Origin of the sequence: Thalassovita autumnalis (assembly GCF_001458255.1) — a bacterium.
GTDB classification, from domain to species: Bacteria; Pseudomonadota; Alphaproteobacteria; order Rhodobacterales; family Rhodobacteraceae; genus Thalassobius; species Thalassobius autumnalis.
In genome coordinates this window covers 355,791-381,661 of record NZ_CYSB01000025.1, presented here as the reverse complement: position 1 = coordinate 381,661, position 25,871 = coordinate 355,791, and the positions used below count along the sequence as shown (strand labels likewise).

The following is a 25,871-nucleotide window of genomic DNA, read 5'->3' as shown; positions in this document are numbered from 1 at the left end:
ATATCCTCCTTAGTTTGCAAGTGGTTAATCTAAATTCCTCACTTAAGTGGCACCCGTTGAACCGCGGGGTCGGGAGAGTGCGGCCGCAAGCGACCGCGCCCCCGGCCAGCGGGTGCCGATAAAACCTTTTTGGTATTTCGGGGGGCTGTGGCTTAGGCCTCAGCCAATTCCCCCGCGTAGTGGCAGGCGGCGAAATGTGGGGTGCCGCCCCGATCGTATTCTTTCAATTCCGGCACCTCGCTGCGGCAGCGGTCCGTTGCAAAACGGCAGCGCGGGTTGAACGGGCAGCCTTTGGGTGGGTTCATCGGCGACGGCACGTCGCCTTCCAGCACGATCCGCTCGGTCTTTTTGTCCAGATCCGCCACCGGGATCGCCGACAGCAGCGCCTGCGTGTAGGGGTGCAGCGTGTCGGCGTAGATATCCTCGGTCCGCGCCAGTTCCACGATGCGCCCCAGATACATCACCGCGATACGGTCGCAGATATATTCGGTCACGCTGAGGTCATGGGTGATGAAGATATAGGTGAGGTTGCGTTCCTTTTTGAGGTCCATCAGCAGCTTCAGCACCTGTGCCTGGATCGAAACATCCAGTGCCGAAACCGCCTCATCACAGACCACCAGCTCCGGATCGATACAGAGCGCGCGGGCAATGCCGATCCGCTGCCGCTGACCGCCGGAAAACTCATGCGGATAGCGATCCATATAATCGCGCCTGAGGTTCACTGCCTCCAGCAGATCGCCAATGATCTTGCGCCGCTCAGCCTTGGACTTCACACCATAGCGTTTCAGCGGATCCTCCAATGATCCAAAGATGGTAAACGCCGGGTTGAGCGAGGAATGCGGATCCTGAAAAACGATCTGTAACTCCTTGCGATAGTTGACCATTTCGCTATCTGGCAATCCGCGCAGCTGCACGTCACCTTCGGCGCCGTGGTAGGTGATCTCCCCACCGGTGGGGCGCACCAGTTGCAGGATCGACTTACCCAATGTGGTCTTGCCGCAGCCGGATTCCCCCACCAGCCCCAGCACCTCACCGCGTTTCACATCCAGGTTGATGCCATCCACGGCCTTTACATGGCCGGTGACCCTTTTGAAGATCCCCGAGCGGACGTCAAACCACGTTTGCACACCGCGCAGCGACAGGATGTTGTCCTGATGGTCCTGAGCCTCAGACATTGTCAAAGATCTCCTTGTAGCGGTGGCACATCACACGGTGGGTGTCGGTGATATAGTCTTCGGATTGGGGCTGCTGGCAGGCGGCGGTGGCGTAGTCACAGCGCGGTTCAAACTGGCAGCCGGGGGGGCGTTCATAAGGATCCGGCGTGGCGCCGCGGATCGATTTGATGTCCTGATCCTTGCCGCGGCCCAGGACGGGCACAGAATCCAGCAGGGCGCGGGTATAGGGGTGGCGCGGGGTGCGCAGCACCTCATCCACGGTGCCCGCTTCGACGATGTTGCCCATATACATGACGGCCACATCATCGGCCAATTCGGCAATCACCCCCATATCGTGGGTGATCAGCATGATGGCGGTGCCGTGCTCTTCTTTTAGCTGGTTCATCAGCCGGAAGATCTGCGCCTGAATGGTCACGTCCAGCGCTGTTGTCGGCTCATCCGCGATCAGGATTTTCGGCGCGCAGGACATGGCCATGGCAATCATCGCCCGCTGCCGCATCCCGCCCGAGTAATTATGCGGGAACTCCTTGGCGCGTTTTTCCGGCATGGGGATGCCCATGTCTGTCAGCAGATCCACCACCTTTTCGCCCCGCGCTTTGGGGCTGAGGTCGGTGTGATATTGCAGTGCCTCGGCGATCTGGAAGCCAACGGTGTAAACCGGGTTCAGCGCAGTCATCGGATCCTGAAAGATCATCGCGATGTCATCGCCGCGCAGCCGCCGCATTTCGGCGCCGTCACGTTCCAGCTGATCGATGCGAATTTCGCCTTCGGTCTCAGAGTGATAGGTGATCGATCCCTGCTCAATCCGGCTGAGCCGCGGCAGAAGCTGCATGATCGAGGAGGCGGTGACGGACTTGCCGCAGCCACTTTCCCCCACAATGCCTAGCGTCTTGCCTTTGCGGATGTCAAAGGACACGCCGTTGAGCGCCTTGTTGCAGCGGTTGTTGGTATAAAAGAAGGTCTGAAGATCCTTCACGGAGAGGGCGAGATCAGTCATGTCGCTTACCCTTGCAAAGTCGGATCGGTGGAGTCGCGCAGACCGTCACCAATGAAGTTCACACTCAGAACAAAGAGCGAGATCACGCTCCCCACAGGCAGCCAGAGCCACCAGTTGTTCTGCAGCACGCGCAGGTCCTGCGCCACGTTCAGGATGTTACCCCAGGTCGGCACCGACAGCGGCACGCCAAGGCCAAGGAAGCTGAGCCCCGCTTCGGCCAGAATGAACATGGCGGTCGACAGGGTTATGTTCACCATGATCGGGCCAAGGGCATTGGGCAGGATGTGTTTGTAGCAGATCTTGACCGTCGGCACGCCGAAGCTGCGCAGCGCCTGCACGTATTCCTCTTCGCGCAGGGACAGCATCTTGGCCCGTGCCATCCGGTACATCGGTGCCCAGCCAGTCAGCACAAAGATAATGATCAGGTTCATTAGGCTTTGACCTGCAATCGATACCAGCAGCAGCACCAGAATGATCTGCGGGAAGGACATGAAGATCTCGGAAATCCGCAGCGCCAGCGTATCAATCCAGCCGCCTTTGTAGCCGGTGTAACAGCCGATCCCAACACCAATTACCGCCGCCATCAGGGCGGAGCCAAGACCGACAAGGATCGAAATGCGGCCGCCGTATAGGATCCGGGCGAAAACATCACGGCCAGTGCGGTCGGTGCCAAGCAGGTGGTCCCAGCTGGGCGGTTTCAGCATGGCGCGCAGGTTGATTTTCTGCGGGTCATGTTCCGTGATCAGCGGCGCAAAGATCGACATCAGCAGGATCACCGAAAAGATCACCAGCCCCACCATCGCCAGACGGTTCGCCATCAGTTTCCGCAGGGCACGGCTGCCTTTGGCGGGCTTCAGCTGCCCGGCCTCTTCCATGGCGCGGATCTTGTCGAATTTCTTATCAAGAGCGGTTTGTTTCATGTCTTTATCCTCCGCCTCAGCCCAGTCGCACGCGTGGGTCAATCAGGGCGGTCAGCACGTCGACGATCAGGCTGGCCATCAGCACGGCAAAGACCGACAGCAGCGCAATCATCATCACCAGCGGGTAGTCAGAGCCGCGCACGGCGCCGATGAACTCGGACCCGATGCCGGGCCATTGGAAGACCTGTTCAATGATGACCGAACCACCAATCAGGGTCGGCAGGCGGAAACCGATCAGCACTACCACCGGGGTCAGGGCCACGCGGAAGCCGTGGATCAGGTTGATGCGCCAGGCCGGCAGGCCCTTGGCGCGGGCGGTGCGGATAAACTCGCGGCTGAGGCTGTCCAACATGGACGAGCGCGCATAGCGCATCACACCGGCGGTCATCATCAGCGACAGCACAATGCCCGGCAGCACGATGTGGGGCAGGCGGTCAAAGAACGTCTCATACCCGGGCAGCAAACGGCCACCGGCGGGCAGCCAGCCCAGGTTCAGGGCGAAAATCAGGATGGCCACAAGGCCAAAGAAAAACTCAGGGATCGACACACCCAGCATGCCAACAACGGTGAGCGCGTTATCGGTGCCCGAGCCGCGGCGCAGCGCCGACAAGGTGCCCAGCACACAGCCGATCAGGGTCGAAAACACCAGCGCAAAGACCGACAGTTCCAACGTCGCAGGCAGACGGTCCAGCACGATGGTCGAGATCGCAACGCCACCTGACAGTGAGTGGCCGAAGTTGCCCTGCACCACATTGGTCAGCCAGATCCAGTAACGTTCCAGGAAGGTCTTGTTCAGCCCCAGCGCTTCGCGCATTTCGGCAAACTGTTCCTCCGTCATCCGGGCGGCGGCTTCGGGATCGATCATATGAGAGACGGCGTCACCGGGCGTCAGTTCAAGGCCCAGATACACAAGAAAACTGATGACCAGCATCATCGGGATGGTGATCAGCAACCTGCGGATAATAAATGTCAGCATGAGGGTGCTCTTGGTCAGAGTGTCTCGCAGCCCCCCGTGAGGGGCTGCGAGGTGAGGTCTGTTTAGGCTAGCTTACTTGCTGGCGGCCTTCGGGAAGGCGTTCATGCGCAGCGAACGGGTGTAGGGGATGTCCGCAGGGACGATCCGCATGTGATCCATCGCTTCCAGCGAGGCCACATCGGCCACCGATTTGGTGAAACCAAAGTCCAGACGACCCGAGGCGGCGTTGGTCACAACGTTGCCGTCGTTTTCACCGCTGGGGAAGGCCACGATCTCATCGATGTTGGCTTCGCCGCCGTGATAGTCCGCGAAAGGCACAAAGCGCACATAGTCGTTCATCTGCACTTCGGCGATCTTATAGGGGCCCGAACCCACCGGGTTCTGCCAGAACGGATGCTGCTGGAACTCAGCCGGGTTCACGTCGCCCAGCAGGTGCTTGGGCAGCGGTGCAAACTGGCTGAAGGTCAAGAAGACGTTCGGATCCAGCTGGCTCATGTTCAGGGTGATCACGTCGCCTTCGACCGACATGCTCTCAATCGCTTCAAAGGTCGACTGGAACACAGCATTGATGCCCGGAACTTTCTTGGCGGTCTCAATCGACCACAGAACATCTTCGGCGGTCAGCGGCGCGCCGTCATGCCAGGTCAGCCCGTCCTTCAGGTCAAAGGTCACGGTCAGACCATCGTCAGAGACCGAGTAGTCTTCGGCCAGTTGGCCACCGGTTGGGGCCAGCGAACCATTGGCGGTCAGCAGACGGTCCAGTCCGATTTTCGAGAAGACATAGATGCCCGGGTTCAGCCAGGGATGTTCAAAGAACTGCGCCGGTGCGGTGTTGGTGTAGAGCACCTCTTTGCCGTTGGCGTCAGGTTCCACAGTCCATTTGGTGATGCCCCAGTCGTAGTTGAACTGGTCATTGCCATACTGGCCGCCGTTGCGGTTCATGCGGGCCGATTCATAGATGAACAGCTGCTGGTAGTAGAGCGGGATATCCGACAGTTTGGTGTTTTCAAAACGCTCAAAATCTTTGAAGGCGTCCTGCTGCACAGCCGGATCGGCTGAGGCATTGATGCGCGCGATCAGCGCGTCACGGTCTGCATCACCGGGCGCATAGGAGCTGCTGCCGGATTTGTAACCGTTGTAGTATTCCTGCAGCGCCAGTGCCGCTTTGGCCCCATAAGCGATGTCCCATTCAATGCCCGAGGTGTCTTCGGCGGTCGGCAGCTTGCTCAGCTGGCCACCCACGTCACCTTCTAGTTTGCGGTAGGTCATCTGAATGCCCACGTCACCCAGGTAAGCCTGCATCGCCACCATCAGGTCGGCGGTCAGCTGGTCCCCGTAGTAATAGACAACGTCCAGAACCTGGCTGTCATCCCAGCCGGCCTCTTTCAGCAGGGCGCGGGCCTTGTCAGGATTATAGCTATAGGCGTTCAGACCTTCGGCCTTGAAGCTGCCGTTGGGGATCATTGAATCCGCAACGATGGCTTTGCCTTCAAACAGGGTGTCCACGATGGTGTCCATGTCGATGGCGTAGGCGATGGCTTGGCGCACCCGTTCGTCCGACAGCTGGTTCACCCGCTCTGCATAGGCAAAGGTTGAGGTCATCCCAACCGCGGCCGCAATGGCCATCCCAAACAGCTTGTTCATTGTGCTTCCTCCTCTTGGATAGCAGACTTCAGTCGGGCACCTGCCTCCGGACCGTGCTCAAGCGCGATGCGGAAATAGGTGCCGTAGTTCCGTGTCAGGTGACGCGTCAGCGTTTCGACAGCCTTATCGGCGTTCTTATCCAGAATGGCCGAGACGATGGCCCGGTGTTCTGCGTTGCTGGCGCGGTTGCGTTCGGGGAAGTCTGGCAGGACCGCACGGTTCTTCATCAATTTCTCAACAAAGGTGTCGTGCAACGCGATGAAGATGGGGTTTCCCGGCACCTCAGCGAGGACCCGGTGAAACTGAACATCTGCATCGCGGAAGGCTTCGACGTCATCCAGACCTGCTTCACAGGCCTCGATTGCTTCGAGCATTTTGGCAATCTGCGCATTGGTGGCATGCACTGTTGTGTAGCGCAGCATGCTGGTTTCCAGAAACAGGCGGGCCTGTTCCAGATGGGCCAAACCTTCGCTCCCCGAGAAGAAGAACTGAGCCGCCTCACCAACCCCTTCCATCACTGTGGTCAGGGTCGGCAGGACAACACGCGGGCGTTTGCCTTTTTCCTGAGAGGTGAGGCCACGACCATGCAGGATGGTCAGAGCTTCACGCACAACATTGCGACCCACGCCGAAGCGTTCACAGAGATCCCGTTCCGGCGGCAGCATTTCCCCGGCGGCAAACTTGCCGGAATGCACCTCCGAAGACAGGTGATTTGCGATTTCTTGAGCCGTCATGTCCTCAGCCATTGCGTCCTCCTCGTGGCCAAAGGTTAGCCGCGATTCTAATTTGGTGTCTACTTTTTTCTTTTTGGTTGACCAAAAATAATTTTCGGACCACCAATGAGGTCGAGAATGAAGCATTTTGGTCCGAATCCCAAGTGGTTTCGTGACCAAATACCCGTGAAAACAAGGAAAAAGTAATGGATATCAACGGTTCAGTCTTTGCTGCCATGCTCACCCCGATGAATGACCAAGGGGATGTAGCGCCGGAAAATGTCGGAGTTTTGGTTGACCATATCCTGTCGCGTGGTGTCCACGGGCTCTATGCCTCGGGCTCCACAGGGGAAAGCGTGCTGCAATCACGCGAAGAACGCGCTGCGGTTTTGACAGCCTTGGCGGACCATGCTGCGGGGAAAACCACGCTGATCGCCCATGTCGGCGCCGCCTCCACCCGCGAAGCGGTGGCTTTGGCAGAACTGGCCGGCGAAAAGGGCTATGATGCGGTTTCCGCCGTGCCGCCCTATTATTACAAACACCGCTATGAGGACATCGTCGCCTATTACAAAGCGATCGCCGATGCCTCGGGGCTGCCGCTGATCATCTACAATATCCCGGCGCTTTCGGGCACCGATCTGTCGACCGACAAACTGCTGGAACTGATGGAAGATCCACGGATCGCCGGTGTGAAATACACCGCGCAGGACCTGTTCCAGTTTGGCGAGTTGAAGAAAGCCGCGCCTGAGAAAAAACTCTACTTCGGCACGGATGAGATGTTCATCGGCGCCGCCGCAGCAGGGGCAGATGGCGGCATCGGCTCCACCTATAACCTGATCGGGGACATTTACCTGGCCGTTGAAACCGCAATTGCCGCTGGCGACGTCGACCGGGCCCGGCGGGCACAGCGCATCGCCAATGACTTCATCGCGATTCTGCTGCGCGCCGGTGTGGTGCCGGGTCTGAAACATTGCCTCAACCAGCTGGGCGTGCCGGTTGGTTCGGTGCGGGCACCATTCTCACCGGTGTCTGTTGAAGCCGCGAAAGAACTGGACGCCTGGATGGCGTCGGTCAACCTGTCGCTGGATCGCGGTGCAGCCGCGATGCTGGACTAAGGGCAGGGGGATCAGATGGCAGTTCAGCGCCCCAATATCGTCTACCTGATGTTTGATCAGGCCAAGGCCTCGGCGATGTCCTTCATGGGCAACACTGAGATTGAGATGCCTTATTGTGATCACCTGGCCGCGTCTGGCTGGGTGTTCGATCAGGCCTATGCGGCGGCGCCGATCTGCACCCCCTCGCGCGCTTCGGTGCACACGGGCATGTTCCCGCAGGTGCATGGCGCGACCTGCCACCAAAACCGGGTGGCTTATAACCTGCCGCAACTGGCGGAGCTGTTGCAGGACGCAGGCTATTACACCGCGGCCCTGGGCCATTATGAGCCTGAGCGCAACCTTAGCCGCGGCTGGCATGAACAGGCGCCGATGCACGAACGCGGCCCGCTGTTTGACAGCTGGATCGCGCATATCAAATCGGGCCGCAAAGATGTGGCCTGGTCTTCGGGTGCGATTGACTGTGAGGCCAAGGATGGCAATTCGGCCCTTCTGACCGATCGCGCGCTACGCATGCTGGATCAGGCTGAGGCCACGGGCCGGCCGTTCTTCCTGCATCTGGCCTATGACGATCCGCATCCGCCCTATTTCGTGCCGCACCCCTATGACACCATGTATGACCCTGACAGCCTGACCCTGCCCGAGGCAGGCGATTCAGCTGATCTGCCCGCCTGGCAGGCCAAAGCCCGTGCAGATGTTGGCACAGAGCTGGGATCCGAGGCAGATTTTCGCAAAGTGCTGGCGGTCTATTACGGCATGATCCGCTACATCGATGATGAAATGGCACGGCTGCATAAGGCGCTGTCTGAAAAGGGGCTGCTGGAAAACACCTGGATCATCCTTGGCTCGGACCATGGTGATTATACCGGGGAGAAGGGGCTCTTTAACAAATCGGAATCCCTATATGGTTGTTTGCTGCACGTCCCCATGGTGATTGTGCCACCCGCCGGCGCCAAGGAGCCGGGACCGCGCCGCATTGAGGACTTGGTCAGCACGGTGGATCTGTTCCCAACCATCCTTGACATGGCGGGCATCACCGCGCCACGAAATCAGGGGCATTCGCTGCTGCCATGGGTGCGGGACGGGCATGAGGCGCCTCTTCGGGACGCCGTCTTTGCGCAGGTCGGCGACTATCACGGCTTCATCGGCACCAGCTGGCCCTCCGGCATGCCAAAGTCCGGTCGTCACCCCAGCCTGACCCATGCGATCCGCACCAAGACCCGCAGCTACATCAATGACCCGGACAATGGCGATGAGGCTTATGATCTTGCCGCCGACCCAAAGGAATTGCGCTGCCTGACAAATGACGGTCAGCCGGATCTGTCAGCAGAATTTGCAGCATTGCAGGATCAGCTTGCCGCCTTTGTGCAGGAGTGCGCGGATCTGAAGGAAGATCTGGGTGTCGTTGATGGCGATCGTGGATTTGTAAAGGGCTGGGAATGATCAAGACGGCGGGTATGGTGGCGCTGAAAGGCGGCATTTTCCAGATGGGCAGTAACCATCATTACCCTGAGGAGGCCCCGGCCCATATGGCCGAGGTGCGCCCCTTTGCCATCGATGAGGCCACGGTCACCAACGCCGAATTCCGCCGCTTTGTGCTGGACACCGGCTATGTCAGCGACGCTGAAAAGGCGATCCCGCAATGCGAAGCACCGGATCTGCCGCCTGAGGCGCGTGAACCCGGCGGTCTGGTGTTTACCATGACCGATCACCCGGTGCCCTTGGGGGATTTTCGCCAATGGTGGCGCTTTGTGCCGGGGGCCTGCTGGTATCAGCCTGAGGGTCCGGGCTCTGACCTGCTGGGCCGCTTGGATCATCCGGTGGTTCAGGTCTCACTCAATGATGCGATGGCCTATGCGGCCTGGGCGGGCAAGGCGCTGCCAACGGAAAAAGAGTGGGAGTTTGCTGCCCGCGATGGGGTCTCCACCGAATATCCATGGGGCGACCAACTGATGCCCAACGGGCGCCGTATGGCCAACATCTGGCACGGTGAATTTCCCCATAAAAACAGAAAGAAGGGTCGGTTTCTGTCCTGTGCGTCAAGGCAGGGACAGCGCAGCCGTTTTGGCCTTTACAACATGATCGGCAATGTGTGGGAATGGACGGTGACGCCCTATCGCAATGGGCATTCCCGGGCGCAATCTGGCGCCTGTTGCACCCCCAGCAGAACGGTTTTGCCGGGGCAAAGCTATGTCACCAAAGGCGGCTCCTTTCTCTGTGCGCCAAGCTATTGCCGCCGCTACCGCGCCGCCGCGCGCAGCCCGCAAGAGGTGCGGTCTACCACTAACCATCTTGGATTTCGCTGCGTTCTGCGGCCGACCTAAATTCTAGGCTAATCATGCCAGATGCCGATGGGCGCGACGATAGCGTCCCGGCGATTGACCATAGTGACGGCTGAAGGCGGCAGACAGGCTTTCGGCGTGGGCAAACCCAACCTGCGCAGCAACATCCGACAGGGTCAGTCCGGTGGTTGTCAGCAGCCGCGCGGCATGGCGCAATTTTAACCTTTGTAAATGACGCCCCGCCGGCGCGCCGTGTTGCGTCCGATGCTCGGCGCGGAAACTGCTTTCTGACAGGCCCGCCAGCGCGGCCACGTCCTGCAGGCTGCGGATCTCGGCCAGCTTCTCCGTTGCCTCTTGCCAGGCGCGATCAACGCGGCTGGGGGGATCGGTTTCGGCAGGTGGTGAAAACCCATCCAAAATGGCCCGTAACAGACGTTTCCGGATCTCCGCCGATGCGTTTTGGGCGGCGTGCCTGTGCAGCAGACGGATCATCGTTTGCAGATTGGCCCCGGCCACCAGCCCTGGACGCAGAAATCCGTGCGGACATGCCAGATCCGGCGCTGTCCAGTCGAAATGACAAATCGAGGCATCCGCCCCCTGCGAGCGCCCCTCAAAGGCAACATCCGGTGCGATCAGCACCCCGTCTGGAGCCTGAAGGGTCAGATTAGCCCCACCAATTCTGATCTGAACAGAGCCGCTATGGATCCACAACAGGTCAAAGAATGGCCAACAGGCCGGACCAATGCCGAACCGCCGGTCAAACCGCCCCAGATCCAGCCGCAATATGTTCAGGCCTGTGTCCACTATCCCCTCAGAGTTCATCGGATTTCCTATATTTTAGCCGATCTGCTCAATAGGGAAAGGGCTTTGGAGAACCTAGGCTGAGGCAGAACAGAAAAGGAAACCCCGAGATGAAAAATGACACCAAACAAGCCGAGAGACCTCTGAAATCTGACTTCGACAGGGATGGATATGTCCATGTCGATGCGCTGTACTCTGCGCCCGAAGTGGCTGAGATCCGGCGTCAATTGGATCGGTTTGTGCGTGAAAAAGTGCCCCAGATGCCCGAGGCGCAGGTCTATTATGAGGAGCGCGCCGACCGCAGCACGCTGAAACAGCTGCAGCAGATGTTTCACTATGACGATTGGTTTGCTGAGATGATGCTGAACGGCCCCGCGCGCCGGATCGCCGAGGAGGTTCTGCAGGATGAGGTTGTGCCGATCAACATGCAGTATTTCAACAAACCTGCGGGCATCGGCCAACCAACCCCGCCCCATCAGGATGGCGTGTTTTTCCACCTCACCCCGTGTGAGGCGGTGACCGGCTGGCTGGCGCTGGAAGAGGTCGATGCGGAAAACGGCTGCATCCACTATCTGCGGGGATCCCATAAGGGCGGGTTTCGCGATCATGGCCAGAGCGGAATGCTGGGCTTTTCACAAGGGATGACAGATTTCGGCACCGAAGCAGATCACGCCAACACGGTCAGTTTCCCGGGCCCCGCCGGCACCTTTCTGATGCATCATGCCAAAACGGTGCATTGGGCCGGCGCCAATAACTCACCCACACGGTCGCGTCAGGCGCTTGGCTTCATCTACTACGCCAAAAGCGCCCAGGTGGATGAGGCGGCAAAAGCGGCTTACCAAAAAGCGCTGGATGAACGGCTGAAAAAGGCGGCGAAGATCTAGACCTGGTAATAAAAAACGGGCGGGGCGTTAGCCCCACCCGATTCTTTTCGCGTCTAAACGCTTTAGAAGCTGTGGCTGATTTTCAGACCAATTGCTGTCGCGGTATTGTCGTCAAAATCGCCAAAGGTCTGGCCCAGAACGCTGGGGTTCTGCGTTTCAGCGTCACCCAGTTTCGCAAAGCGAATGCCGCCCGAGATCGCTGTGCCATCGGTGACCTGATACTTCAGACCCAGTGAGATCGAGGTGTAGCCATCGGTCGGACCAAGGTTGCTCGAGAATCCACCGGTCGACTTCTCATAGCCCAGCGTTACCGAGCCCGACAGTTTGTCGGTCAACTGGCGACCGATGCCAAGGCTGTAGGTGAAGGTATCGTTGTCGTAAGAAAGCAGAGGTGAATTGTCGAGGTTGGTCGGCGAAGCCACATAGGCCGTTGGCGAAATGTCGAAGGCAGTCCACTCAACCCAGCGAACCGACGCCATCAGCAACGTGCCTTCGGCAATGCCAGTTTGGAAATCAAAGTTAACCGACTGGGGGATAACCGTTTCCATTGGGCTGTCGAACACGCCGTTCTCAGTGGTGGTGAAGTTGTGCGTGATTGCCGAGTTGTAGGTCAGTGCTGCACGCAGCGCGATGTCCGGAATTTCGTAAGCCGCACCGATCAGGTAACCCCAATCACTCTCGTTCGTGGTTTCCATCTGATAGCCGTTGAACAACGTGACGTTGCCATTGGTCGTCACGTTGCGGGCACCAGCATGAACCGAGAAACGATCGCTGATGTCGTATTTCAGAACGGCGGTGATCCCGCGCGAGTCGATCGTTGCGTTGGAGCCGGTGTAGGCATATGGAGCCAAAGGATCTACATAGCTGTAGTCCACATCCGCGCCATACGGGCTATCGAGAATGATGGCCGCTGACAGTTTCTCATTAATGTCGGTTTTAAAGGCGAAACCCGGCAGGTTGTAGCTGCCCGTCATGTTCCCCGACGATTGGCCGAGACCCGGCACTACAACGACCGGACCGGGCCCAAAAAGATTATTTACCTGCTCGCCCGATACCTTAGGTTTGACGTGGCCAAAGCTGAACTCAACGTAGTTACCGTCTTCAAAAATCGGCGCAATACTTTGGCCCGACCGGTCGATCCCGCCCGCCTGTGCTGCTCCTGCCGTCAGAGCCAGTACTGCGGCTCCTACCATATAACGCTGCATGCATTCCTCCCCTTCACAAACTTGTGCGTCTGTCAGGCATAGCCAAGCAAGATTCCGCCTGTCAACGCAGCCCCAGCGTAAACTTGTCGCAGTTTGTGGAGAAAGCGATGCTGTGTCTATTTTGGGTTACGTGGCATTTCTGCACGGATGTTGAGGTAGTTCGCGCCAAAAATGACCGCCGCGCCCAGGAACACCCAAGGGTCCAATGCCTCGGCATAAAGCAGCATGCCGATCACCGCGATCAACGGCAGGCGAATGAAATCGATTGGCATGACAACCGTGGCCGGCGCCAGTTTCAGGGCGGTTGTCAGACAGAAATGCGCAACCAGCCCGGCAACAGCAATCAGCACCAGCCAGGGAACGGATTGGGCTGAGGGCAGGGCCACGTCACCGTCATAACCTGCTGCAATTATTCCAAAAACCGCCTGCATCAGCGTCAGATAGAACAGGATACAGGTGATGGTTTCGCTGCGCGTCAACTTGCGGGTGAAGACGGCGGAGCCGGCAAAACCAATGGCGGCAAGCGCGGCAGCCAATTGGCCAACATTCAGGCTGTCGGGGCTGGGGCGGGCGACGATCAGAATGCCGATGAAGCCGATCAGTGCCGCAATGCCACGTGTCCGGGTGATGCGTTCCCCCAGCACAATCGCAGACAGGGCGATGGCCCAAAGCGGCGATGTAAACTCCAGAGCAAAGACCTGTGCCAAAGGAATCACAGTCAACGCATAAAACCAGAGGTTCTGTCCGGCGAAGTGGCTGAAATTGCGAATGGCGTGGGTTCCCAAGTGACGCTTGGTCACGTCACCCAAGTGGCCCGTCGCCGTTGCCACGACCAGTACAATCGCGAAGCCTACGAAGCTGCGGTACATCATGATCTCGAAGGTATCGAGTTCAAAACTGATGGCGCGTCCCGCCACGGCCATGGATGAAAACGAGACAATCGCGCCCGACATCCACAAAATGGCGGCAAAGGTCTGGCTGATCATGCTGGTCGCCCCAAACGGGGCCCCGTGGCACGTGGGCTCAGGCGAATGTAGAGGTCCATTTGTGGCGTTCCTTTTCTGCAATCCGGCTGATTTTCTCTATCATCGGTGGAATGTCCATCCCGGTTTTTGCAGAAAAGGTGATGGCGGCTTGATACCAGGCCCCCAGCGCGCGTTTTTGGAGGGGACTCATCGGGCGTTGCAGAGGCTGGCTTTGCCAGGGTTTGAAGACGCTGCCGGCAAAATGATAAAGCGCCGGATTGTTCTGTGCCCTGCGGTAGGCCGCGCGGATTTTGCTGGGAACAGAAATGGCCCAAAGCCGATCCATATTGGCCAGATTGGCCAGCAGGTTCCAGCGGGCAGAAAGCAGCTGAATGGCGTCGCGCTGGGTGCCAAACAGATAGTTGAACCAATCCTGATCGCAATTGGTCCAGCCCTTGTGATCGTAGATCTGGCTGTAGGATTTGTAGCCATCCAGCTGCTCTGCCAAACCGGCCCGGCGCAGCGCGGGCATATCCACCAGCAACAGGCCGGCGTTGATGTATTGCGCCCTATGCAGGTCGTGTTTTTGCGTCGCGATCACTTGCCGGAACGGCCTTCTACAGGCCACACCAAGGGCGCCAAACCGCGACCAGAGGCCGATTTTATGGTGCAGGATTTCAAAACGCGTGTCCGGCACACCCGCCAGCAGCTTGCCCTCAAGGTCCAGATGGTAAAGCGGCGTCGGATCATCGACAAACAGCGTGTCCCCATCAACGTAGAGGGTTTTGACCTTGGTTGAGGCCAGCGCTGTCATCATCCAATGGGTATAGGGGCGGCCATGTTTCAGATGTGGGTGATCCTGCTGTGGCAGATCAGGGTTAATGTGTTGGGTGATCTGGGCGTCGGGGAACAGCGCACTCAGCGCTTTGATGCCGTGGCTCAGCTCCTCGGCGGGGGCATCTATGTGCACCACCACCGCCACCTTGCCGTGGGTCGCGACCAGCAGCGAATAGATCGAGATCAGCCCCTGCCGCACAAAGCCCGCGTTGAACGCATAGGTGACATGGGGGAAATGGCGACGTTGGCATCTGGTCCTGCTCCTCTGGGGACTGCATGACCGTAAAAATCCGTCGAGGGGGCTGACAATTAAACGTAGGGCCTAATCCGGGCCTATTAAACCGGGGTTTATGTTGCGATTGGGCATGCCGCAGAACGAAATCAGGCGGCGCCCGTTGGGGCGCCGCCTGCGAATTGTTTGCTCAACCAATATGTTAGCGTGGATTATTCCAGCTCAATGGTACCCGGCGGTTTTGAGGTAACGTCGTAGAACACGCGGTTCACGCCTTTCACCTCATTGATGATGCGGGTCATGGTTTCGCCCAGGAATTCGTGGCTGAACGGGTAGTAATCCGCAGTCATACCATCGACTGAGGTCACAGCGCGCAGGCCCACCGCATAGTCATAGGTGCGGCCATCGCCCATCACACCCACGGTGCGCATCGGCAAGATCGCGGCAAAGGCCTGCCAGATCTCGTCATACAGACCGTGCTTGCGGATCTGATCGATATAGACCGCATCTGCTTCGCGCAGGATATCCAGTTTGTCACGGGTGATCTCACCAGGGCAGCGGATCGCCAGACCCGGCCCGGGGAAGGGGTGGCGGCCGATGAAGCTGGCCGGCAGGCCCAACTCGCGGCCCAGCACGCGGACCTCATCCTTGAACAGACCACGCAGCGGTTCCACAAGTTTCAGGCCCATCTTCTCAGGCAGGCCGCCCACGTTGTGGTGCGATTTGATAGTGACCGAAGGACCACCAGAGAAGGAAACCGATTCAATCACGTCAGGGTACAGGGTGCCCTGTGCCAGGAACTCCGCCCCTTCGATCTGATCGGCGTATTTCTGGAACACGTCGATAAACAGCTTGCCGATGATCTTGCGCTTGGTTTCGGGGTCGCTGACGCCCTCCAACTCACCCAAGAACAGATCGCTTTCGTCGGCGTGGATCAGGTTCAGATTGTAGTTGTCGCGGAACATGGCGACGACTTCTTTGGCCTCATCCTTGCGCAGCAGACCGTGGTCAACAAAAACACAGGTCAGCTGATCGCCGATCGCTTCGTGCAGCAGGATCCCGGTGACCGAGCTGTCAACGCCGCCAGACAGGGCGCAGATGACCTTTTTGTCGCCGACCTGCGCGCGAATGTCTTCGATCATTTCCTGACGGTAGGCACCCATGGTCCAATCGCCCGAGAACCCTGCCAGTTTGACAAAGTTCTCATACAGCTTTGCACCTTTCGGGGTGTGGTGCACCTCGGGGTGGAACTGAACCGCGTAGAAATGACGTTTGGTGTCGGCGGTGATCGCGTAAGGCGCATTGGGGGAGGTGCCGTAGACCTCAAACCCCGGGGCGATTTCACTGACGTGATCGCCGTGGCTCATCCAGACCTGTTCGTCGCCGTCCGCGAACCAGCCATCCAGAATATCCAGGCTGTTTTCAGGGGTGACAAAGGCGCGGCCAAATTCGGCGGTGCCGTGGCCACTTTCGACCTTGCCGCCCAGCTGGTGCATCATCACCTGCTGACCGTAGCAGATTCCAAGGATCGGCACACCCAGCTCAAAGATCCCTTCAGGCGCGCGCGGGCTGCCCTCACGGGTGACGCTGTCAGGCCCACCGGAGAAGATCACGGCCTTTGGCGCCATGTCGCGCACAAAGTCGATGGTGACGTTCTGATAGGGGTGGATTTCGCAATAGACGTTCAGCTCGCGCAGGCGCCGTGCAATCAGCTGCGTGACCTGGCTGCCGAAGTCGATGATGAGAAGGCGGTCGTGTGATGTCTGGGTCATGTTTGCCTATTAGGTAAGAGGCGGCGCTGACGCAAGGGGGCGCGTGCTGCAAATGCACAATTGCCGCGTTTAAGGCGCTGATATATGTCGCGCTTTGGAATGAGATGCGGATTTCGCGGGGTTTCAATCGCCGCAATGTCGCTTTTGCGCCTTGGGTGACGTTCCCGGCATCAAGGGGGCGGGCAGGGCGCGTTACATCTTTGTCTAACGTTTGAACCAGCACTTGAGGGGGCGTCATGTCCGAAACAGGAACCCGCAGAAGAGCAAGAGGTGGCGGCGGTGCAGCCCGTCGGGCAGCGCGCAGCGCGGTATCGTTTGAAACCGCCAAATATATTGAGCGCAATATCCCCAACTTCGAGGTTCTGACCGAAGAAGCGCTGGAGATCATTGAGGCCAACGCCGAAACCATTCTGGAAGAGGTTGGCGTCAACTTCGTCAACAACCCCGCCGCGCTTGACCGATGGCGCGATGCCGGTGCCGATGTGCAGGGCGAACGGGTGCGGATCCCCAAAGGTCTGGCGCGCAAACTTTGCGCCACCGCGCCGTCGCAGTTCACCCAGCACGCCCGCAACCCTGAGCGTAACGTGGTGATCGGTGGCAACAATCTGGTGCTGGCCCCGGTCTATGGCCCGCCCTTCGTGCATGATGCGAAAGGGGGCCGCCGCTATGCGAAAATGGAAGATTTCCAGAACTTCGTGAAGCTGGGCTACATGTCGAAATGGCTGCACCATTCCGGCGGTACCGTCTGCGAACCCACGGATGTTGCGGTGAACAAACGTCACCTAGACATGCTGCACGCCCATATGACCCTGTCGGACAAGCCGTTCATGGGCTCGGTCACGGAACCCAGCCGGGCGCAGGACAGCGTGGAGATGTGTGAGATCCTGTTCGGCAAAGACTTCGTGCAGGAAAACACCGTGATGACCTCGCTCATCAACATCAACTCGCCGATGACCTTCGACGATGTGATGATGGGCGCGCTTGAGGTCTATGCGCAGAACAATCAGGCCTGCATCATCTCGCCCTTCATTGTGGGTGGTGCGATGGCGCCGGTTTCGGTTGCGGGCACGCTGACGCAGGTTCTGGCCGAAGGTCTGGCCGGCATTGCCTACAGCCAGCTGATCCGCCCCGGTGCGCCGGTGATCATGGGCGCCTTTGTGACCTCGATCGATATGAACTCGGGCGCGCCGACCTTCGGCACCCCTGAAGCCAGCCAGATCACCTATGGCGCCGGTCAGTTGGCCCGCCGTCTGGGTCTGCCTTATCGTTCCGCGGGATCTTTCTGTGGCTCTAAACTGCCGGATGCGCAGGCCGCATATGAAACCGCAAACAGCCTGAATATGGGGCTGCTGGCAGGTGTGAACTTCATGCTGCACGCCTGTGGCTGGCTGGAAGGTGGCCTTGCCGCTTCTTATGAGAAGTTTGTGATGGACGCCGATCAGCTGGGCGCGCTGCACAAGATGGCGCAGGGCGTTGCCATTGATGACAACGCGCAGGCCATGGATGCAATCCGTGAGGTCGGCCCGGGCGGCCACTTCCTGGGCTGCGCCCATACGCAGGCCAACTTCAAAACCGCCTTCTGGCGTTCGGACCTGTTGGATTACAAACCGTTTGAAACCTGGGCCGAAGAAGGCAGCCGTGACACCATGGCGCTGGCCTCCGCGCGGGTGGAGAAACTGCTGGCCGATTACCAGCAGCCGGCAATTGATCCGGCGGTGAATGAGGCGCTGAACAGCTATATCGCCAACAAAAAGGCCTCGATGCCGGATGTAATTGGCTGATCTAGGCCGGTTCCAACCGCTGAGAGATGTTTGGAGGCGCGCTTTGCAAAAGGCGCGCCTCTGCCATGAGGGCGGTCAGCACCGCAACATGATCGGCAATGCAGTAGTCATTTTGGGCCTGCTGCCGCCGCGCGTTCATCTCTGTTTCCAGATCCAGCAGTTTGGTTAACGCTTTTCGCGGCGTTGGGAGGCTGTCCTGACGCAATATTCGGCTGAGGTGACGTTCGCGCCGATAGGGTGGCAGCCCGTGCCGCGCCGCCGCGGTCAGCAGGCGTGGCCGCTTTAACGTCTTCAAAGCAATCGTTAATTCACACATGTTCCCTCTCCAATCAGGGGTAAGGCGGGCAGCCATACCACAGCTTTTAGGGGTGTTGCGCGCGACGCGAGCAGCGTGCGGCGCCTTTCAGCGTTGTTCACATTTTGGAAACAATGATGGAAACAGTTCTGATTTGTTAACCAATACTTAGATGTCTCACCTCTAGGTTGTGAATTTCACCAAAGGGTAAAGAAATGGTCCGTGCGGCTCGCCGTTTGGGCCAGAGGAGGGCGCAATGTCATGGAACGGGCCTGATCCCTCAGCGGATTGCCTCAACATGCCGGAATGGCTGCCGGTCGATGCTCAGCTCTATCTGGCGCATGTCGAACAGGGGCTCTCGATGCGGCGGCTGGCTCGGGAAAGGGGCTGCCATGCCTCAACCGTTATGCGGCAAATCCGCAAGCTGGAAAACCGCCGCGACGACGGGCTGATCGACCAAGCGCTGTGTCGTCTTGGTCGCCAAGTCACCAAAGGAACCACGCGCCTGTTGCCCAGTGCCCGCCCTCCCGTTGCTGAAAACCAAATGCCACGCCGCTGCAAGAAGGAGCTTGAAATGAACACCGTCCCCTCATTTGACCCGCCCCACAGCACGCCCGACCTGCTGCAGCAGGCTTTGCCCGTTTTACAGGCCCTCACGGCGGAGGGCCGGGTTCTGGCGGTGGCTGCAGATATGGAAAAGGCGGTGATTGCAGGCAGCGATCCGGCGCAGAAAACCGTGGTGGCCCGGGCCTTGGCCGAGGCGCTGGCGCTGCAGGGCTGGATTGAGTGTGACGCCCCCGGCCGTGTGTCGCGCTACCGCCTGTCAGAGGCCGGGCGACAGTTGCTACAGACGCAGCCCAGCGACAGCCCCGCCGCGCCACCGGGCATGGCCGAATCTGCCGCGCATTTTGAGGGCGCACAACCGGTTCCTGCGGGCGCCACCCCGTTTCCCTTGCCCCGTTTCAGCGACAGCCAGCGCCGCAGATTGGCGCAGGGGGAAACCCCGCTGGCCCTGCTGGCGCGCCGTCGTGACAAAAGCGGTCAACCCTTTCTTGAGGAGGCGCTGGTGCAGGCGGGCGAGCGCCTGCGCGAAGATTATGAGTTGGCGCAGTTGACCCAATCGCAGGAGGATCATTGGAACCCGCTGCGGGGCGGCGGTGCTGATACCGCACCCTTGATGGCGTTCGGGCCAGAGGCCGCGCGGGCGCGCACCGCCGCTGCCCTGCATGATCTGGGACCGGGGCTGGGCGATGTGGTGCTGCGCTGCTGTTGTTATCTGGAAGGGTTGGAGACCGCCGAAAAACGCATGGGCTGGTCGGCGCGCTCTGGCAAGATCGTCCTGCGCATCGCGCTGCAGCGATTGCGCCAGCACTATGAGGGGCTGGGGGAGGAGGGGGCGCTGATCGGCTAGCCGCCGAGAACCCAGCCAACACCATAGGCCACCGCAGCACAAAGTCCGCCAATACCCACGGTCTCGACCAGGGCTTTCGGGGCGTTTTCATCGGTGGCCCGCACCCGCAATAGGCCGAGGGCGGTCAAGGCAACCAAGGTGCAGATAATCGCAGTGGTCCACTGCTGCGCAGGCTCAATCCCGATCAGATAGGGGGAGACCGGCATGAGGCCAAAGCATACGAAAGCCACGAAAGTTACCATGCCGTTCAGCGCGGGATTGTCACGGTCTGGCGGGGTAAGGCCCTGATCCAATATCAAAATCTGCGCCGCTGCTGCATCCGTGTTGGTAATCACTGCGGCGGCTGCCTGTGTTGCCTGATCCTCCGCCAACCCTTGTGCGCGGAAGCCTGTGATCAGCTGGGCCAGACCCTGCTCAGGGGCCCTGTCCAGCAGCGCACGTGTTTCGCGCAGGCTACGCCGATAGACCTGATGCTGTGAACGCGCGGAGAGGTATTCGCCCATGCCCATCGACAATGCATCGGCCAGAAGGTTTGCCAGCCCAAACAGGACGACCGCAAAGGCGCCGATCTGCGCAGCGCCATCTGCGCCCGCGCCTGCGAAGCCTGCGACAATGGCAAAGGTGGTGACAATGCCGTCATTTCCGCCATAGATCACCTGTTTCAATGATCCGCGTAAGCTCAGTGCCATTTCGGTGCCTCCTAACGCTTCTGCGTTAATATGGCAGCCAAACGACGCGCGGCAATTGATCCTGCGCAAATGAAAACCCCGCAGCCGTTTCCGGCTACGGGGCTTGCGTCTTTACCTGAGGCGGCAGATTACTCTGCGGCGACCTCGGCACCTGCGTTTTCCAGGTACTTCAGCAGGTTCTCGGGCGAGCTTTCGCCGTAGGGATCTTCGCCGTGGTTGTCGCTGAGGCCCGGCTCTTCGAACCATGCTTCAACAACACCGTTGTTGATGATGGCGGCGTAGCGCCAGGAGCGCATGCCGAAGCCCAGGTTGTCCTTGGCGACCAGCATACCGGCCTTGCGGGTGAATTCACCGGAGCCATCGGGGATCACTTTGACGTTCTTGATGCCCTGCGCTTCGGCCCATTTGTTCATCACGAAGCTGTCGTTTACGGACATGCAGTAGATGTCTTCGATGCCCAGCTCGTTGAACTTGGCGAAGTTGTCTTCGAAACCCGGCAGCTGGTAGGTCGAGCAGGTCGGGGTGAAGGCGCCCGGCAGCGAGAACAGGATAACGCGTTTGCCTGCGAAATAGTCGTCGCTGCTCATGTCCTGCCAGCGGAACGGGTTCGGGCCTTCAATCGACTCGTCACGGACACGGGTGCGGAAGGTCACGTTGGGCAGCTTCTGGCCAGTTTGCATGGATTCGTCCCTTTATTCGAATTTTGACTGTTCGGGCGCCTCTTTATAACGATTCCAAATTAGCGGCCAGATCAGAATGTCGCTGCGGTGCAGAATTGCCGGTGCGTTGGAAAATTGACGCAATGGCAGTCTGTTGGCGTCGCATCCCGTATCGTCTGCTGCAATGCAACATAATACCATGTTTTGAACGCATACCTCCTATGCGATGATGGTACTTCCCCTGCGGCGGCGGTATAGTATGTCGGAATGACCCCGGTGTGATGCCGGGCTGACCAACAGGTTGAAATCAGGATCAAAGACGTGCGTGACCTCAAGATTCCCGAGCAGCGGCATCCCGAAAAGGCCCACCGGCCCGACAATGCCCAGCCAAAGAAACCCGATTGGATCCGCGTAAAGGCGCCCGTGTCTGATGGGTATAAGAAGACCCATAAGATCATGCGCGAACACAAGCTGGTCACGGTCTGTGAAGAAGCAGGCTGTCCCAACGCGGGCGAGTGCTGGTCGCAAGGCCACGCCACCATGATGATCATGGGTGAGGTTTGTACCCGCGCCTGTTCCTTCTGCAACATCGCTACCGGCAAGCCGCCTGAGGCGCTGGACGTGTTTGAGCCGGGCCGGGTTGCCGATGCTGTTGCAAAGCTGGGACTGAACCACGTTGTTGTGACCTCGGTCGACCGCGACGATATTGAAGATGGCGGGGCAGAGCACTTTGCCCAGACCATTCGCGCCATCCGTCATCGCAGCCCCAGCACCACCATTGAAATCCTGACCCCGGATTTCCTGCGCTGTGATCCCAAGGTGCTGGAAGTGGTGATCGAAGCCCGTCCTGACGTCTTCAACCACAACCTTGAAACTGTTCCCGGCCTTTATCCTGAGGTGCGGGCAGGGGCCCGGTATTTCCACTCGCTGCGCCTTTTGCAGCGGGTGAAGGAGCTGGACCCGACCATGTTCACCAAATCCGGCATTATGGTTGGTCTGGGGGAAGACAAACAATCCGTGTTGCAGGTTATGGATGACATGCGCGCTGCGGACATCGACTTCCTGACCATCGGCCAATACCTGCAGCCGACGCCGAAACACCACGCCGTGGATCGTTTTGTGCACCCGGATGAGTTTAAAGCCTATGAGAAAGCCGCTTACGGCAAGGGCTTCCTGATGGTCTCGGCCACGCCGTTGACCCGGTCGTCTTACCACGCAGGTGATGATTTCGCCCGCCTGCGTCAGGCCCGGATGGAAAAACTGGGCCGCGCCTAAGCCGCCCCCGGTTTTACAGGTTAAACCGCCTTCACCGCCCGTTGGTCATTCAACGGGCGGAACCATTTTCAGATAGGCCGCAATGGCGGCGCGATCGCTTTCTGGCAGTTTCGCCAGATTTTCCACCACGGCGGCCATTTCACCACCTGCACTGTCGAAATCAGGTGTGAAGCCTGAGGTGAAATATTCCACCAGATCGGCCTCGGACCAGTCCAGCGCGGCTGGGGTGATGTTGGGAATGCGGCCCTGACCCGATGGATTCGGCGCACCACCTAGCCAGGCGTCATAGTTCACCCCACCCAAAGCGTTGCGGCTGGTGTGGCATTCCCCGCAGTGGCCCAGAACCTCCACCAGATATTGCCCGCGTTGCATCTCGGCGTTGGTCGGCTCCACCGCTGTTGGCTCGCTGCCGGCAAAGAGCAGTTTCCATCCCCCCAGACTGGCGCGGATGGAGAAGGGGAAGCTTACGTCATGGGCTTTGCTTGGCGTTTCCGAGGCAGGAAGCGTCTGCATATAGGCCCAGAGGTCGGCAATATCCTTCATCGAGGTGCGGTCGTAAGACGTGTAGGGAAAGGCCGGGTAGTAATGCTGGCCTGTAGGGCTGGTGCCAAACAGCATCGCATTGGCCAGATCCACGGCCTGCCAGCCGCCGATGCCCTGGGTGGGATCGGGGGAAATGTTCGGCGCATAGAAGGTGCCGAAATCGCTGGGAAAGGCATGGCCGCCCGCAAGGATCAACTTGGCCTCACCGGTGGCATCGGGCGCGGCGTGGCAGGAGGCACACCCCCCCGCCGCAAAGACCAGCGCACCGGCCTCCGCATCCCCCTGCAACCCATCCATCGCCAGCGGATCAAGCGTGGCCGGGCGGGTGAACCAGTAGCCCAGCCCCAGTCCGGCAACCCCCAGCAGGACCAGCCATTTCAACAAACGCAGCACCTGCGGTTACTCTTTAGGGCCGCGGTAGGCTTTGTGACAAGCGCTGCACGCCCCGCCAACGCCGCCCATTGCGGCCTGCATCGCCTCCAACCCTTGACCGGCTGCGCCATCCATCGCTTCGGCGGCGGCCTGCATTGCCATGGCTTTGGCAATGACGTCATTCATGTTGTTCCACATTTCAGGCTTGGCACGGCTGCCGGCCGCGGCGCCTTGTTCACTGCCTGCGGGCCACATTTGCGACGCATCCAGACGGATCAGGGCCAGAAGGCTGCTGGCGGCACCCTGTGCAACAGCGGCGTCATAGTCGGCCTGACCTTTGGCCATATTTCCAAGGATGCCCAGATTAAAGGCATAAAGGGACATCTGCGCTTTGCGGGCTTTGACGGCACCATCAATTGCTTTGGCGTCTTGCGCAATCGCGGGCGCAGACAGGGTTAGGGAAAGGGCAGTGAGGGTGATGAATTTCTTGGCTAGACGCATAATCTGGCTCTCCTGAATGTCGTAAAGGCAAAGTCTCAACATCTGCAGGATAAGCCGAATCCCGCGGTTCTGTCTTCACATCTCTGTCAGGGGGGATGCGATTCTGCGCGTTAGGTTTGTGGCCTGCTAGGTCTTCGGTCGTCTGGGTTGTTCAGATCCCAAAAGGTGCGACAAAAATACACTAATTGGGGGCGCGATTTGTGCCAATCATGCCGCTGTGCCTCGGCTCTTCTTTTCGGCTGCAGTATAATCATTCGCTTAGTTGAAAATGCGCCAAGGCGCACGGGACAAAGGAACAGGCCAGTGCCCAGCAACTGGGAAAACTTTCGCTATGTTTTGACCCTGCTAGAAAGCAGCAGCCTGAGGCGCGCAGCCAAGACATTGCGGTGCGAGCCGACAGAGGTTCTGGTGCGGGTGCAGGCCTATGAGGATTCTGTTGGTCAGCCGCTGTTTGACCGGATCGGCGACCTGATGGAGCTAACGCCCTCGGGGCGTAGGATCGTGTCAGCGGCGCGTGAAGTGATGTCTTCGATGGAAAAGGTCGGGCAAGGGGCCGCGCAGAAATCTGCAAGCGGTGTGGCGCCGATCGCCATATCTACGCTGGACTGTATCAATCAGTATTTGCTGGTCGACTGTATGGCCCGGATCCCCGAAGGCACCCCATTGCCGGTTGTGTCCTTCATGCATGCGCAGGAAGTGCAGCAACTGGATCATCTGGGCACCGAACTGGTGGTGCGCCCCGGTCATGGCATGGCGGATGAGCTGGATTCCGAGGTGGCGGGCTATTTCGACTTCGCGGTTTATGAACGGGCCGATGCCCGCAACAGCTGGCTGGGCCTCTCTGGCGTGCTGGAACGGGCGCCGGCCGCGCAATGGTACCGCGACCATGTGCCGGTCAATGAGATCACGCTTAGTTCTGACAGTTTCGTAACCCTGGCCATGATGGTGCAGGCAGGCGTTGGGCGTGCGGTATTGCCCAGCTATGTTGGGGATCAGTTTGCCTGGCTCAAACGCTATGACATTGAGCTGACCGGCAAGATGATCCCTCTGCACATTGGCAATCATCCCGACTTGTCAGGCATTCGGCGGCTGAAACAGCTGAAGCGTCAGGTGCTGACCAGTCTGCGCCACAGCGAACGTCTGTCCAGTCACCCCTGACCCGGAAATGCAAAAGACCGCCCCTGAGGGAGCGGTCTTTGATCTGTCAGGCAGGGTCTGGCCTCAGGCCTCGTCTTCCTCAACAAAGCGCACCTTGCCGATGAAGGGCAGGTTGCGGTTGCGCTGTGCGTAGTCGATGCCATAGCCCACCACAAACTCATCGGGGATTTCAAAACCGATCCAGTTGGCTTTGACCTCCGCCTCACGGCGTGACGGTTTGTCCAGCAGCGCAATGGTGCGCAGCTTCTTTGGGTTGCGCCCGTTCAGCAGACGCAGCACATGCTGCAGGGTAAACCCGGTGTCGACGATATCTTCAACGACCAGCACATCACGGCCTTCAATCTCCCCCCGGATGTCCTTGAGAATCCGCACCTCGCGGGAGCTTTCCATGTCGTTGCCGTAAGACGATGCCTCGAGGAAGTCGACCTCAACCGGCAGGCCCAGTTCGCGCACGATATCCGCGATAAAGACGAAGCTGCCACGCAGCAGGCCAACCACGATCAACTTGTCGGTGCTGCCAAATTCAAACTCAATCTCACGGGCCAGAGATTCGATCCGGGCAGCGATTTGCTTGGCTGAGATCATTTCGTCGATGACATATGGACGCTTGGACATGAGACCCTCTTGCAATTTCGGCCATACTCTACGAAATGAGCCTCCAAGATACCATGC

General features: G+C 59.1%; 25 protein-coding genes. 8 read left to right on the top strand and 17 right to left on the bottom strand.

Annotation, left to right across the window (positions count from 1 at the left end; translation table 11 throughout):
- Nucleotides 1–152: 152 nt before the first annotated feature.
- From TL5118_RS07830 to TL5118_RS07805, 6 genes are all read right to left on the bottom strand, one after another.
- Entirely contained in the window at nt 153–1,175 is a 1,023-nt protein-coding gene (locus TL5118_RS07830; RefSeq protein WP_058243695.1) for an ABC transporter ATP-binding protein, read from the bottom strand.
- On the bottom strand, nt 1,168–2,172 hold the full coding sequence (locus tag TL5118_RS07825; protein WP_058243696.1) for an ABC transporter ATP-binding protein: 1,005 nt from the start codon (nt 2,170–2,172) through the stop codon (nt 1,168–1,170). Before TL5118_RS07825 ends, TL5118_RS07830 begins: the two co-directional genes overlap by 8 nt.
- 5 nt (nt 2,173–2,177) lie before the next feature.
- Nucleotides 2,178–3,092 carry an ABC transporter permease gene (locus tag TL5118_RS07820; RefSeq protein ID WP_058243697.1) on the bottom strand — a complete coding sequence of 305 codons (915 nt, stop codon included), beginning with the start codon at nt 3,090–3,092 and terminating at the stop codon, nt 2,178–2,180.
- Nucleotides 3,093–3,108: 16 nt separating this feature from the next.
- The gene (locus TL5118_RS07815; protein ID WP_058243698.1) at nt 3,109–4,068 is read right to left on the bottom strand and encodes an ABC transporter permease; all 960 of its coding nucleotides are present in this window, start codon (nt 4,066–4,068) and stop codon (nt 3,109–3,111) included.
- A gap of 72 nt (nt 4,069–4,140) precedes the next feature.
- Nucleotides 4,141–5,712, bottom strand: a complete 1,572-nt coding sequence (locus tag TL5118_RS07810) for an ABC transporter substrate-binding protein (RefSeq protein ID WP_058243699.1) — start codon at nt 5,710–5,712, stop codon at nt 4,141–4,143.
- A complete protein-coding gene (locus TL5118_RS07805) occupies nt 5,709–6,458 on the bottom strand; it encodes an FCD domain-containing protein (protein WP_058243700.1) in 750 nt (249 codons plus the stop codon). Before TL5118_RS07805 ends, TL5118_RS07810 begins: the two co-directional genes overlap by 4 nt.
- Before the next feature lie 173 nt (nt 6,459–6,631).
- Between TL5118_RS07805 and TL5118_RS07800 the strand changes: the two genes are divergently transcribed.
- The 3 genes from TL5118_RS07800 to TL5118_RS07790 are packed head-to-tail and all read left to right on the top strand — an operon-like array spanning nt 6,632 to nt 9,861.
- Entirely contained in the window at nt 6,632–7,540 is a 909-nt protein-coding gene (locus tag TL5118_RS07800) for an N-acetylneuraminate lyase (RefSeq protein ID WP_058243701.1), read from the top strand.
- Nucleotides 7,541–7,555: 15 nt separating this feature from the next.
- On the top strand, nt 7,556–8,980 hold the full coding sequence (locus TL5118_RS07795) for a sulfatase family protein (protein WP_058243702.1): 1,425 nt from the start codon (nt 7,556–7,558) through the stop codon (nt 8,978–8,980).
- Nucleotides 8,977–9,861, top strand: a complete 885-nt coding sequence (locus tag TL5118_RS07790; RefSeq protein ID WP_058243703.1) for a formylglycine-generating enzyme family protein — start codon at nt 8,977–8,979, stop codon at nt 9,859–9,861. The genes TL5118_RS07795 and TL5118_RS07790 overlap by 4 nt, the downstream gene beginning before the upstream one ends.
- Before the next feature lie 12 nt (nt 9,862–9,873).
- Here TL5118_RS07790 and TL5118_RS07785 read toward each other — a convergent pair whose 3' ends face one another.
- A complete protein-coding gene (locus tag TL5118_RS07785; RefSeq protein WP_165590029.1) occupies nt 9,874–10,623 on the bottom strand; it encodes a helix-turn-helix domain-containing protein in 750 nt (249 codons plus the stop codon).
- A gap of 107 nt (nt 10,624–10,730) precedes the next feature.
- Between TL5118_RS07785 and TL5118_RS07780 the strand changes: the two genes are divergently transcribed.
- Nucleotides 10,731–11,504 carry a phytanoyl-CoA dioxygenase family protein gene (locus tag TL5118_RS07780; RefSeq protein WP_058243705.1) on the top strand — a complete coding sequence of 258 codons (774 nt, stop codon included), beginning with the start codon at nt 10,731–10,733 and terminating at the stop codon, nt 11,502–11,504.
- A gap of 62 nt (nt 11,505–11,566) precedes the next feature.
- On the opposite strand, the gene TL5118_RS07775 is transcribed toward TL5118_RS07780, so the two are convergent.
- From TL5118_RS07775 to guaA, 4 genes are all read right to left on the bottom strand, one after another.
- Nucleotides 11,567–12,697: an OmpP1/FadL family transporter gene (locus tag TL5118_RS07775; protein ID WP_242601754.1), complete on the bottom strand. Its 1,131-nt coding sequence runs from the start codon at nt 12,695–12,697 to the stop codon at nt 11,567–11,569.
- 128 nt (nt 12,698–12,825) lie between these two features.
- Nucleotides 12,826–13,695 (bottom strand): DMT family transporter, encoded by an 870-nt coding sequence (locus tag TL5118_RS07770; protein ID WP_370701670.1) that lies wholly within the window; start codon nt 13,693–13,695, stop codon nt 12,826–12,828.
- A 37-nt stretch (nt 13,696–13,732) separates the two neighbouring features.
- On the bottom strand, nt 13,733–14,821 hold the full coding sequence (locus TL5118_RS07765) for a glycosyltransferase family 8 protein (RefSeq protein ID WP_082626291.1): 1,089 nt from the start codon (nt 14,819–14,821) through the stop codon (nt 13,733–13,735).
- A 134-nt stretch (nt 14,822–14,955) separates the two neighbouring features.
- The gene (gene guaA, locus TL5118_RS07760) at nt 14,956–16,515 is read right to left on the bottom strand and encodes a glutamine-hydrolyzing GMP synthase (protein ID WP_058243708.1); all 1,560 of its coding nucleotides are present in this window, start codon (nt 16,513–16,515) and stop codon (nt 14,956–14,958) included.
- A gap of 236 nt (nt 16,516–16,751) precedes the next feature.
- Between guaA and TL5118_RS07755 the strand changes: the two genes are divergently transcribed.
- Entirely contained in the window at nt 16,752–18,296 is a 1,545-nt protein-coding gene (locus TL5118_RS07755; protein ID WP_058243709.1) for a trimethylamine methyltransferase family protein, read from the top strand.
- A gap of 1 nt (nt 18,297) precedes the next feature.
- Here the strand turns inward: TL5118_RS07755 and TL5118_RS07750 are convergent, their stop codons facing one another.
- On the bottom strand, nt 18,298–18,612 hold the full coding sequence (locus tag TL5118_RS07750; RefSeq protein WP_058243710.1) for a DUF6477 family protein: 315 nt from the start codon (nt 18,610–18,612) through the stop codon (nt 18,298–18,300).
- Nucleotides 18,613–18,847: 235 nt separating this feature from the next.
- On the opposite strand from TL5118_RS07750, the gene TL5118_RS07745 reads away from it, so the two are divergent.
- Nucleotides 18,848–20,002: a DUF6456 domain-containing protein gene (locus TL5118_RS07745; protein WP_058243711.1), complete on the top strand. Its 1,155-nt coding sequence runs from the start codon at nt 18,848–18,850 to the stop codon at nt 20,000–20,002.
- On the opposite strand, the gene TL5118_RS07740 is transcribed toward TL5118_RS07745, so the two are convergent.
- Both TL5118_RS07740 and TL5118_RS07735 read right to left on the bottom strand, forming a co-directional pair.
- The gene (locus TL5118_RS07740; protein ID WP_058243712.1) at nt 19,999–20,691 is read right to left on the bottom strand and encodes a VIT1/CCC1 transporter family protein; all 693 of its coding nucleotides are present in this window, start codon (nt 20,689–20,691) and stop codon (nt 19,999–20,001) included. The two genes, TL5118_RS07745 and TL5118_RS07740, sit on opposite strands and share 4 nt — an antisense overlap.
- A 128-nt stretch (nt 20,692–20,819) precedes the next feature.
- Nucleotides 20,820–21,371: a peroxiredoxin gene (locus TL5118_RS07735; RefSeq protein WP_058243713.1), complete on the bottom strand. Its 552-nt coding sequence runs from the start codon at nt 21,369–21,371 to the stop codon at nt 20,820–20,822.
- Nucleotides 21,372–21,671: 300 nt separating this feature from the next.
- Between TL5118_RS07735 and lipA the strand changes: the two genes are divergently transcribed.
- On the top strand, nt 21,672–22,625 hold the full coding sequence (gene lipA / locus TL5118_RS07730; protein WP_058243714.1) for a lipoyl synthase: 954 nt from the start codon (nt 21,672–21,674) through the stop codon (nt 22,623–22,625).
- A 45-nt stretch (nt 22,626–22,670) separates the two neighbouring features.
- Here the strand turns inward: lipA and TL5118_RS07725 are convergent, their stop codons facing one another.
- Both TL5118_RS07725 and TL5118_RS07720 read right to left on the bottom strand, forming a co-directional pair.
- On the bottom strand, nt 22,671–23,561 hold the full coding sequence (locus TL5118_RS07725; protein WP_058243715.1) for a cytochrome c: 891 nt from the start codon (nt 23,559–23,561) through the stop codon (nt 22,671–22,673).
- A gap of 6 nt (nt 23,562–23,567) precedes the next feature.
- A complete protein-coding gene (locus TL5118_RS07720; RefSeq protein ID WP_058243716.1) occupies nt 23,568–24,041 on the bottom strand; it encodes a c-type cytochrome in 474 nt (157 codons plus the stop codon).
- A 303-nt stretch (nt 24,042–24,344) separates the two neighbouring features.
- Between TL5118_RS07720 and TL5118_RS07715 the strand changes: the two genes are divergently transcribed.
- Nucleotides 24,345–25,199, top strand: a complete 855-nt coding sequence (locus tag TL5118_RS07715; protein WP_058243717.1) for a LysR family transcriptional regulator — start codon at nt 24,345–24,347, stop codon at nt 25,197–25,199.
- Between the two features lie 63 nt (nt 25,200–25,262).
- Here TL5118_RS07715 and hpt read toward each other — a convergent pair whose 3' ends face one another.
- Nucleotides 25,263–25,814 (bottom strand): hypoxanthine phosphoribosyltransferase, encoded by a 552-nt coding sequence (hpt, locus tag TL5118_RS07710; RefSeq protein ID WP_058243718.1) that lies wholly within the window; start codon nt 25,812–25,814, stop codon nt 25,263–25,265.
- Nucleotides 25,815–25,871 lie beyond the last annotated feature (57 nt).

Coding starts and splice junctions, on each gene's coding strand:
- TL5118_RS07755 (WP_058243709.1), top strand. CDS start 16,752: ATGTCCGAAACAGGAACCCGCAGAAGAGCAAGAGGTGGCGGCGGTGCA.
- guaA (WP_058243708.1), bottom strand. CDS start 16,515: ATGACCCAGACATCACACGACCGCCTTCTCATCATCGACTTCGGCAGC.
- TL5118_RS07805 (WP_058243700.1), bottom strand. CDS start 6,458: ATGGCTGAGGACATGACGGCTCAAGAAATCGCAAATCACCTGTCTTCG.
- TL5118_RS07820 (WP_058243697.1), bottom strand. CDS start 3,092: ATGAAACAAACCGCTCTTGATAAGAAATTCGACAAGATCCGCGCCATG.
- TL5118_RS07735 (WP_058243713.1), bottom strand. CDS start 21,371: ATGCAAACTGGCCAGAAGCTGCCCAACGTGACCTTCCGCACCCGTGTC.
- TL5118_RS07740 (WP_058243712.1), bottom strand. CDS start 20,691: ATGGCACTGAGCTTACGCGGATCATTGAAACAGGTGATCTATGGCGGA.
- hpt (WP_058243718.1), bottom strand. CDS start 25,814: ATGTCCAAGCGTCCATATGTCATCGACGAAATGATCTCAGCCAAGCAA.
- TL5118_RS07775 (WP_242601754.1), bottom strand. CDS start 12,697: ATGGTAGGAGCCGCAGTACTGGCTCTGACGGCAGGAGCAGCACAGGCG.
- TL5118_RS07780 (WP_058243705.1), top strand. CDS start 10,731: ATGAAAAATGACACCAAACAAGCCGAGAGACCTCTGAAATCTGACTTC.
- TL5118_RS07830 (WP_058243695.1), bottom strand. CDS start 1,175: ATGTCTGAGGCTCAGGACCATCAGGACAACATCCTGTCGCTGCGCGGT.
- TL5118_RS07745 (WP_058243711.1), top strand. CDS start 18,848: ATGTCATGGAACGGGCCTGATCCCTCAGCGGATTGCCTCAACATGCCG.
- TL5118_RS07825 (WP_058243696.1), bottom strand. CDS start 2,172: ATGACTGATCTCGCCCTCTCCGTGAAGGATCTTCAGACCTTCTTTTAT.
- TL5118_RS07815 (WP_058243698.1), bottom strand. CDS start 4,068: ATGCTGACATTTATTATCCGCAGGTTGCTGATCACCATCCCGATGATG.
- TL5118_RS07795 (WP_058243702.1), top strand. CDS start 7,556: ATGGCAGTTCAGCGCCCCAATATCGTCTACCTGATGTTTGATCAGGCC.
- TL5118_RS07750 (WP_058243710.1), bottom strand. CDS start 18,612: ATGTGTGAATTAACGATTGCTTTGAAGACGTTAAAGCGGCCACGCCTG.
- TL5118_RS07790 (WP_058243703.1), top strand. CDS start 8,977: ATGATCAAGACGGCGGGTATGGTGGCGCTGAAAGGCGGCATTTTCCAG.
- TL5118_RS07770 (WP_370701670.1), bottom strand. CDS start 13,695: ATGATCAGCCAGACCTTTGCCGCCATTTTGTGGATGTCGGGCGCGATT.
- TL5118_RS07720 (WP_058243716.1), bottom strand. CDS start 24,041: ATGCGTCTAGCCAAGAAATTCATCACCCTCACTGCCCTTTCCCTAACC.
- TL5118_RS07810 (WP_058243699.1), bottom strand. CDS start 5,712: ATGAACAAGCTGTTTGGGATGGCCATTGCGGCCGCGGTTGGGATGACC.
- TL5118_RS07800 (WP_058243701.1), top strand. CDS start 6,632: ATGGATATCAACGGTTCAGTCTTTGCTGCCATGCTCACCCCGATGAAT.